Source organism: Altererythrobacter litoralis, from assembly GCF_036324225.1.
Classification (GTDB): domain Bacteria; phylum Pseudomonadota; class Alphaproteobacteria; order Sphingomonadales; family Sphingomonadaceae; genus Erythrobacter; species Erythrobacter litoralis_A.
On sequence record NZ_JAZDQV010000017.1, the window covers coordinates 1 to 9078 of the forward strand.

The 9078-nt window shown below is 62.9% G+C and carries 7 protein-coding genes, 1 tRNA gene and 1 pseudogene; 3 read left to right on the forward strand and 6 right to left on the reverse strand.

Annotation, left to right across the window (positions count from 1 at the left end; translation table 11 throughout):
• Window positions 1-174 (forward strand): annotated as a pseudogene (locus VRS74_RS12510) (IS3 family transposase); the annotation flags it as partial.
• Window positions 175-478: 304 nt separating this feature from the next.
• Here the strand turns inward: VRS74_RS12510 and VRS74_RS12515 are convergent.
• From VRS74_RS12515 to VRS74_RS12540, 6 genes are all read right to left on the reverse strand, one after another.
• Window positions 479-554 (reverse strand) — tRNA-Lys (locus VRS74_RS12515).
• 110 nt (window positions 555-664) lie between these two features.
• The gene (gene rodA, locus VRS74_RS12520; RefSeq protein WP_354145566.1) at window positions 665-1780 is read right to left on the reverse strand and encodes a rod shape-determining protein RodA; all 1116 of its coding nucleotides are present in this window, start codon (window positions 1778-1780) and stop codon (window positions 665-667) included.
• Window positions 1777-3879: a penicillin-binding protein 2 gene (gene mrdA, locus VRS74_RS12525; RefSeq protein WP_354145567.1), complete on the reverse strand. Its 2103-nt coding sequence runs from the start codon at window positions 3877-3879 to the stop codon at window positions 1777-1779. Before mrdA ends, rodA begins: the two co-directional genes overlap by 4 nt.
• Window positions 3879-4439 (reverse strand): rod shape-determining protein MreD, encoded by a 561-nt coding sequence (locus tag VRS74_RS12530; protein ID WP_354145568.1) that lies wholly within the window; start codon window positions 4437-4439, stop codon window positions 3879-3881. Before VRS74_RS12530 ends, mrdA begins: the two co-directional genes overlap by 1 nt.
• Window positions 4436-5341, reverse strand: a complete 906-nt coding sequence (locus VRS74_RS12535; RefSeq protein ID WP_354145569.1) for a rod shape-determining protein MreC — start codon at window positions 5339-5341, stop codon at window positions 4436-4438. Before VRS74_RS12535 ends, VRS74_RS12530 begins: the two co-directional genes overlap by 4 nt.
• Before the next feature lie 16 nt (window positions 5342-5357).
• Window positions 5358-6401, reverse strand: a complete 1044-nt coding sequence (locus tag VRS74_RS12540) for a rod shape-determining protein (protein ID WP_354145570.1) — start codon at window positions 6399-6401, stop codon at window positions 5358-5360.
• Window positions 6402-6590: 189 nt separating this feature from the next.
• Here VRS74_RS12540 and mutL point away from each other — a divergent pair, with 189 nt between their 5' ends.
• Both mutL and VRS74_RS12550 read left to right on the forward strand, forming a co-directional pair.
• A complete protein-coding gene (gene mutL / locus VRS74_RS12545) occupies window positions 6591-8408 on the forward strand; it encodes a DNA mismatch repair endonuclease MutL (RefSeq protein WP_354145571.1) in 1818 nt (605 codons plus the stop codon).
• A gap of 128 nt (window positions 8409-8536) precedes the next feature.
• Window positions 8537-9022 carry a hypothetical protein gene (locus tag VRS74_RS12550; RefSeq protein WP_354145572.1) on the forward strand — a complete coding sequence of 162 codons (486 nt, stop codon included), beginning with the start codon at window positions 8537-8539 and terminating at the stop codon, window positions 9020-9022.
• The last annotated feature ends 56 nt before the right edge of the window (window positions 9023-9078 follow it).

Here is a 9078-nt window from a genome sequence, read left to right on the forward strand (position 1 = left end):
TGCCGTGTGCTGGGGCAACATCGATCAACACAGCGCAAAACGCCGCGTGGGGCAGATGACGAAGCCGCGCTGACCGAGGATATCATCGCCCTGGCTCGACAATATGGTCGCTACGGCTATCGCCGGGTGACGGCCTTGCTGCGTGATGCTGGCTGGCATGTGAACCGCAAGCGGAACGCGAAGGGCCTAGCTTAGCCGCCGCGCAAGCTGGCTGGGCGGAAGTCAGTGATTGGTGCAACGCGAGCATTTTCACGTTCAATCTGCTGCCGCTGAAGTAGATGGGCGGCGTGCCCCGCATCTTGCTGCCGTTGTTGCTTGCGTTCCCTGCGGCCTGGGCGGGTGCGGCTCATGTCTACCTCCAAAACTTGTGGATAGCCGCAATTACCACAGCGAGGCGATTAAAGGGAAACGTGCTGACACTATGCTGACACGCGGCGATCCGTGTCAGCAAGTGTTTGGGCTAAGTATCTAGAAAGTTTGGTGGACGCACTAGGGCTCGAACCTAGGACCCGCTGATTAAGAGTCAGCTGCTCTACCAACTGAGCTATGCGTCCACTCCGATCATCACAGCGGGGCGTCGAAACAGCCCCCACCCGAATCGGGAGAGGCGCTCATATAGCGCGCGTCGCAACAAAGGGAAGGGGTTGCGGCAGGGAAATCGCAATCAGCGCAATCCGCGGCGCGGAGTGATGCGATTCCAGCGGTTCACCATCATCAGCATGCCGATGCAGATCATGTTCGTCATCATCGAGGAACCGCCATGGCTCATGAAAGGCAAGGGGATGCCGACGACCGGCGCGAGGCCCATCACCATCATCAGATTGATCGACATGTAGAAGAAGATCGTGGCAGTCATGCCGCCTGCCAGAAGGCGTGCGAAGCGGTCCTGCGACTTGAGTGCCACCGACCAGCCCCAGCTCAGGATCAGTGCGAAGACGATCAGGACGAAGAAGCCGCCCAGCAGGCCCCATTCCTCGGCCATGGTGGCGAATACGAAATCGGTATGAGGTTCGGGCAAATATTGCAGGTGGCTTTGCGATCCTTCGTTGAAGCCCTTGCCGGTGATGCCGCCCGACCCGATCGCGATCTTCGACTGCGTGATGTGGTAGCCCGAACCGAGCGGGTCGCTTTCCGGGTCGAGGAAGGTCGTGACACGGCGTTGCTGATATTCCTGCAGCCCGAAGAAGAAAGCGATCGGAGCCGCGACCGCTGCCAGCGCTCCACCGATCACGAACCAGCGCATTGGCAGGCCCGCTAGTAGCATCACCACCGCACCGCCGAAGCCGATCGCCAAAGCCGTCCCCAAATCGGGTTGCATCAACACGAGCGCCATCGGCACGCCGAGGAATCCGGCGGGGATCAACAGCGCGCGCCATGTCCCGACCATTCCGGCCGGCAGTGTCGCAAAGAATCGCGCCAGCACCAGCACCACCATGGGTTTCATCAATTCGGATGGCTGCAATTGCATGAAGCCAAGATTGAGCCATCGCTGGCTGCCGCCGCCGACGAAGCCGATCGCTTCCACCGCCATCAGCAGCACCAACACCACCGCATAGCCGGGATAGACCAGCAGCTTGACCAGTTCGTTCGGCATGACTGTGATGATCGAGGCCATCACCAGGAAGATGCCGAAGCGAAGCAAATGCGATGAGGCGAAGGGGCTGAACGAACCGCCGGCAGCCGAATAGAGCACTGCCGCACCGAACCCGACGAGCAGGAATAGCGGGATCAGCATCTGCCAGGGCTGGCGCGCAATCGGATCGGGGATGAGCGTCCTCATTCTTCGACCACCTGCTGTTCGACCGGCGCAGGCGCTTCAACCGTCGAGACCGGTTCCGGCGTTCGCGGCGCGGCAGACGGGTTCGCTTCGGGCCGCGGGGTAACCGCCTCTTCTGCAATTTCTTCGGGCTGGGCGGCCGCCGCGCGTGCTTCCGCCTCGACCTGGTCGAAAATCTCCTCGTCGCGACGTGGCGGCGGGCTCACCGCTTCGCCGCGGGCCTGCGCATAGGCAGCATATTTGGCGGAAAGACGCTGCTGCGCATTGCCGCCCCACTGTTTCTCCAGCGCGTGCAACGCCTCCATGCCCTTTTGCGGATCGAACAGGAATGTCATCACGTCGCGCGCGATCGGATAGGCCGCGCCGGAACCGCCGCCATGCTCGATCACTACCGCACCCGCATAGCGCGGGTTGTCGAACGGCGCGAAGAAGATGAAGAGGCCGTGGTCGCGATACTTCCACGGGCCGCTCTTGCCGTCCGATTTGCTGAGCGAGACGACCTGCGCGGTGCCTGTCTTGCCCGCAAGCAGCACGTCCGGAATGGGCAGTCGAGCCCGCCCGGCGGTGCCCGGTCCATTGACCACGTCGCTCATCGCCTGGCGGACATAGGTGACCTGGTCCGTCGGGAAATCGATCTCGCCGAAGCCACTTGGCGGCGTATCGAGCGTGAGGCGCGGCATGACATGGCGCCCGGTGGCGAGGCGCGATGCCATCACCGCCAGCTGCAATGGGCTGGAGAGCATGTAGCCCTGGCCGATGGTGGCATTGACCGTGTCGAACGGTTGCCATTCGCGCCCGAACTTGCGCTGCTTCCATTCGGGATCTGGCACGGTGCCAAAGAATTGGCTGGTGACGGGCAGGGGGAATTCCTCGCCCATGCCGCATCGCCGCGCCATCATGGCGATCGGGTCCATCCCCACGCGCTGCGCCATGGCATAAAAATAGACGTCGCAGCTCTGGTAGATTCCCTTCGCCATGTCGACCTGGCCATGTCCGCGCCGGTTCCAGCAGCCGAACACGCGATTGCCGACCCGCAGGCCGCCGCCGCAAAAGACGGTTTCGTGGGGATCGATGCCGGCGCCCATCAGCGCCATCGACACCATAGGCTTGACGGTGGAGCCGGGCGGGTAAAGCCCCTTCAGCACCTTGTTGCGCAGCGGCACCCGCTCATCATCGCGCAACATGGCATATTCGATGCTGCCGATCCCGTCGGAGAAGCTGTTGGGATCGAAACTGGGCATGGAGGCCATGCACAACAGGTCGCCGGTATGGCAATCCATCACCACAACCGAGCCGGACTCGAGGCCGATCCGGCGCGCTGCATAATCCTGCAGCGGCCCGTCGATCGTCAGCCGAACGGGATTGCCCTGGATGTCCTCGCGCGTCTCGAGATCGCGCACGATCCGGCCGGAAGCGGTCACTTCGACACGTCGCGCGCCCGGGACTCCGCGCAAAGTCTGCTCGAACTGCTTTTCCATCCCGTCCTTGCCGATCTTGTAGCCGGGCGTGATCAGCAGCGGGTTGCGGTCCTTGTCGTATTCCTCGGTCGATGCCGGGCCGACATATCCGATCAAGTGGCCGACCGAAGGGCCGGTGGGATAAAAGCGAGAGAAGCCGCGTTGCGGCACCACGCCCGGCAGGTCGGGCAGGCGCACGCTGATCGCGGCGAACTGGTCATAATCGAGCCCGCTGGCGACTTCGACGGGCTGGAAGCCGCGCGAACCTTCGATCTTGGACTTGATGTCGGCGATGCGGTCCGGCTTGAGGGACAGCAGCATGCCAAGCTGGTCGATCGTCCTGTTGGCATTGTCCAAGCGTTCGGGGATCACATCGACGCGGAAATCGGCGCGGTTCGATGCAAGCGGGGCGCCGTTGCGGTCGAGGATCCAGCCGCGGCGCGGCGGGATGAGCGTCAAATTGACACGGTTGCTTTCTGCCTCGGTACGGTACTTCTCGTTCTCCGCGATCGCGAGATACGACATCCGCGCCGCGAGAAGCACTCCTATCCCGCCCATCATCGTGCCGACCACGAAGCTGCGCCGGTCGAATGCGTTCTGGAGCCCGGTCGCGGTCACCGGAGGGCGCGAACCGAACTTCTCCATCAGCGGACCTTCCGGATGCGCTGGAGCCGCAACCGGTCGAACGTTGCGACAAGACCGGAAATCAATGGGAAAGCCAGGATCGATGCGAGCAATTGCGGCATGATCGCAATGGCAAGGGTTGGATTGATCTTCGCGCCGGAGAATGCGGCGGCGGCGAGGACATAGCCAGCGCAAGCCAACGCAGCGGCGAGCCAATCCTGCAAGAAGCCGCGCCACGGCACGCGCGTTTCGAACCATTCGATCGCTAGCATTGTGACCGACCACAGCAGTATCGCACTGCCAAACGGCTGCCCGCTGAACAAATCGTCGATGGCGCCCAGCGGCAATCCGACCCAGCTCGGGAGTAGGCCGGGGCGCATCAACCGCCAGCCAACCAGCATCATGAACCCCAGCGGCGGCACAATCGGCATGGTGCTGGTGACGAGCAGCAGGGGAAGCATCGATCCCAGAACGATTGTGGCATAGGGAACCGAATTGGCGAGCAAGGGCGAAGGCTCGCGGTTGATCCGCTTGCCATAGGGATTGGGTCTCGACCTGGGCTTGAGCCCGCCTTCGATCACTCGCTCTCCTCCGCGTCGCTCAGGACCTCGTCCGGGGACTGGCGCGCCGCTGCCACCGTGTCAGGCTGCCAGATGGGCTCGACCCGCACGAAATCGGTGCCGGCAGGGTCGGCGATCATTCGCGCCAGCCCGCCATCGGGGCGGATTTCGGTAAGCACCGCCACGGCGACCCCCGGTCGGTAATATCCACCCGCACCACTGGTGACGAATACGTCCCCCGGTTCGAGCGGATTGATGCCCAGATTGACGAGCCGGATGCGCAGCAGGCCGTTGCCGCGCCCTTCGGCGAAGGCGACCAGATCGTCGCTTCCGCGCCGCACCGGCAAGACGCTTTCGCTGTCGGTCAGGAGCAAGACGCGCGAAGTGCTGCTGCCCGTCTCGAGCACACGGCCCACCACGCCGCGTGCAGAGCGCACTGGCATGCCCACTTGCACACCATCGGCCCGGCCTGCGCCGATATAGGCGAAGCGCCGGGCGCTGGCGGCGGTGGAACCCGTGATATGGGTGATCGCGACAGGTTCCCCGTCCTGTTCGGTCAGCCCGATCAGAGCCTTGAGCCGCTCGTTTTCCTGCAAGGTGGCATCGGCTTCGGCGAGGCGGATGCGCGCCAGTTCAAGCTCTTTGCGAAGGCCGGCATTCTGGCTGCCCGCGCGGAAATAGCCTGCAATAGCGTCGAAAAAGCCGCCCGAACCTTCGCGCGCAACCGCCACGGCCCGTCCCGCGGGTTCGGCAGCGTCGCTTGCGGCGCCACGGACCCCGCCCATTGCGGCGGGTTGCCACAGCGAGATGCCCAGCAGCACCGCGCCAATCAGCGCGCCGATCGCCGCAACCAGGTAGCTGGTGAAAAGCGAGTATTGCGCTCTGCGCGAATGGCCCGAGCGCCGGGATGAAGTTGGCGCCATGGCGAACCGCTTACCCTTATTCTTGCATCAGGACGCCGCGATAGATCGGGTCTTCCATTGCCCGACCGGTGCCGATGGCCACGCAGGAAAGCGGATCCTCCGCGATGCTGACCGGCAGGCCGGTTTCCTCGCGCAGGTGCTCGTCGAGCCGCTTGATCAGCGCGCCGCCGCCAGTGAGCACGATGCCCTGGTCGACGATGTCGGCTGCGAGTTCGGGCGCCGTGTTTTCCAGCGCGATGCGCACGCCTTCCACGATGGCGCCGATCGGTTCCGAAAGAGCCTCGGCGATATGCGCCTGGTTGATCGTGATTTCCTTGGGAACGCCGTTCACAAGGTCGCGGCCCTTGATGGCAAAGGTTTCGCCAATGCCGTCTTCGGGCATCACGGCGATGCCGTAGTCCTTCTTGATCCGTTCCGCAGTGGCGTCACCGATCAGGAGGTTGTGGTGGCGGCGGACGTAGGAAATGATCGCTTCGTCCATCTTGTCGCCGCCGGTGCGCACCGAAGTGGTGTAGGCCAGGCCGCGGAGCGAGAGCACCGCGACTTCAGTGGTGCCGCCACCGATGTCGACAACCATGCTGCCGACCGGTTCGGTAACCGGCATGTCGGCGCCGATCGCCGCAGCCATCGGTTCAAGGATCAGGTAGACTTCAGAAGCGCCGGCGTTCGACGCTGCGTCGCGGATCGCGCGCTTTTCCACCGAGGTTGCGCCCGAAGGCACGCATATCACGATTTCGGGATAGCGGAACAGGCTGCGCTTGCCATGCACCTTGCGGATGAAGTGCTTGATCATCTCTTCCGCGATCTGGATGTCCGCAATCACGCCGTCGCGCAGCGGGCGGATCGCCTGGATCGTATCCGGCGTCTTGCCCATCATCATCTTGGCGTCGTCGCCGACCGCCTTGACCCGCTTGTCGCCATTGATCGTCTCGATCGCGACCACCGAGGGTTCGTTCAGGATGATGCCCTGGTCTTGCACATAAACCAGCGTGTTGGCCGTCCCCAGATCGATGGCCATATTGTGTGAACCGAATTTCAGGAGATTGGAAAAGAAGCTCATTATGCTCAGTCGTTCCATGGATGTGATCGCGATTCTGGCGACGCCAGCGCAACCGTTGCGATCCGCAATTGACGGGATATGCATCGTCTAGTCGATACGCGGGCAAAAGGCCAAAATATTTGTTAAAAGGGGGGCGATTTTTCACGACCGGCCTCGAATTTATGACGCCCTGCCGCTAGCCTCCTGAACATGCCCCAAATTCGCCGCCTTCCAGAGAGCCTGATCAACCGGATTGCCGCCGGTGAAGTGGTCGAAAGGCCCGCTGCGGCGCTCAAGGAACTGGTCGAAAACGCGATCGACGCGGGGGCGAGTCGCATCGTCGTGAAGCTGGTCGAAGGCGGCCTGGGAAAGCTCGAAGTGATCGATGACGGCTGCGGCATGTCGGCAGACGAAATGGCGCTGGCGCTCGAACGGCACGCCACGTCCAAGCTGCCCGACGAAGCGATCGAGCAGGTCAGCACTTTGGGCTTTCGCGGCGAGGCACTGCCTTCGATCGCCAGCGTTGCACAGCTCACGATCGAAAGCCGTGTGCGCGGGGCCGAGGATGGCTGGCGCCGGGTGGTCGACCATGGGCAACTGGTAGAGGAAGGGCCTGCCGCCTTGCCGCCGGGTACACGGGTCAAGGTCGAGAAACTGTTCGCCAAGGTGCCCGCGCGCCGCAAATTCCTGCGCAGCGAGCGTAGCGAATACGCCGCCTCCCTCGATGTGGTGCGGCGGCTCGCGATGGCGCGGCCCGAAGTGGCAATCTCGCTCGAACATGGCGAGCGGCGGATTTTCAGCCTGCAGGCGGATGAGCCTCTGGCAGACCGGGTAGCGGGGATCGTTGCACGCGAGCTCAAGGACAACAGCGTCGCCATCGCTGCCGAACGCGAAGGGCCGGGCGGCATGATGCGCCTGTCGGGAATTGCTGGCCTGCCAACCTACAATCGCGGCGTGGCCGATCACCAGTACCTCTTCGTCAACGGGCGCCCGGTGAAGGACAGGCTGCTGGTGGGCGCGGTGCGCGGCGCCTATGCCGATATGCTCGCGCGCGATCGGCACGCAGTGCTCGCGCTGTTCCTCGACCTGCCGCCAGAGGATGTGGACGTGAACGTCCATCCGGCCAAGACCGAAGTGCGCTTTCGCGATGCGGCGGGGGTGCGCGGGTTTATCGTTTCGGGGTTGAGGCAGGCGCTTGCCACCGGCGACCGGCGCAGCGCGCAGGGCCCGGATCGCGGCGCAATGGAACGGTGGCAGCAGGAGCCGGCGCAAGACCCTTCACCTGCGCTCGCCACTATCTTTTCACGCGATTGGTCAGCTCAAAAAACCCGCGTGAGCGAAGCCGGGCAGGCGTGGCGGGCCTACGAAACCGAAGTCATGGCGCGTGGCGATTTCGCACCTCAAGGCCGCGCTATCGAGGTCGAGGAAACTGATGCGGAGCAGGACTTCCCACTCGGCATAGCGCGCGGGCAGGTCGCCAATACCTATATCGTCGCCGAAGCGGCGGACGGGTTGGTTCTGGTTGATCAGCACGCTGCGCATGAGCGGCTCGTGCTCGAGCGGTTGCGCGCTGCCGGGGCAGGGGATGCGGTCGCGCGTTCGCAGGCGCTGCTGGTGCCCGACGTGGTCGAACTGGACGAAGTCGATTGCGACCGGCTTGAGGAAGCCGCCGAGGGGCTCGCGCAATTCGGGCTGGCAATCGAACGTTTCGGTCCTGCCGCGATGCTGGTGCGTGCGCTGCCCGCCGCGCTTGCCAAGGCCGATCCGCAGGCGCTGCTTACCGACCTTGCCGACGACATTGCCAAGCATGGGCAGGCGCTGCTGCTCGAGGAAAAGCTGGAGCATGTGCTGGCGACTATGGCTTGCCACGGATCGGTGCGGGCAGGGCGGGTGCTGCGGGTTGAGGAAATGAATGCGCTGCTGCGCGAGATGGAGCGCACCCCGCGATCAGGCCAGTGCAATCACGGCCGCCCGACCTGGGTCAAGCTGAGCATGGAAGACGTCGAGAAGCTGTTCGGGCGGCATTGAGGGTGAATTTCCGCTAACGACACAGAACTCGTCATTCCCGCGAAAGCGGGAATCCACAAACAGTCGGCGCTAGTTGGCTCATGGATTCCCGCTTTCGCGGGAATGACGTTGGGAGAGGTTGCTCACAGATGTCCGCTGACGAGCCAATTGCGGACGCAGATAAAAAAGTCCAGAATCCGTCAATGAATATGCGTCAAGCGCTATGCGCCCTCCTAATCTCAATCACGGCAGCCTGTGTGGGAGCAGATGTGGATGGCATGGAGCAATGCACAGTCGCGGCGATAGGCAAAGAGACCGGCGCTGCTAGTCTTAATGCGTCTCTCGATGTCCCCGAAACCTTCATGATGGGCGCTGAAATCACCAACGGCGGGATCTCAGTTCACCATGATGGATGTGATTTTCCTCTCAATTCCTTTTTTTCAAAGGAGACGGCCGAACACATAATTCAAAATGCTCCTCTTGAGACCCTTAGTCATCATGAGGGCTTCTTCCGCGTTGTCGATACATCGCTGTCCATTTGGAAGTTTTCAGATGGTTCAGGCGAGACGCGGTTCTTTGTGACTGGAGTTCATGAGATGCGTCCGATCTTGAAGGCTAGGCTCAGGACCCATTAAATCGCTTGCCTTGGCGGCGAAGCCTTGATTCACTCGCGGCACTGAGGAGGTGCTGC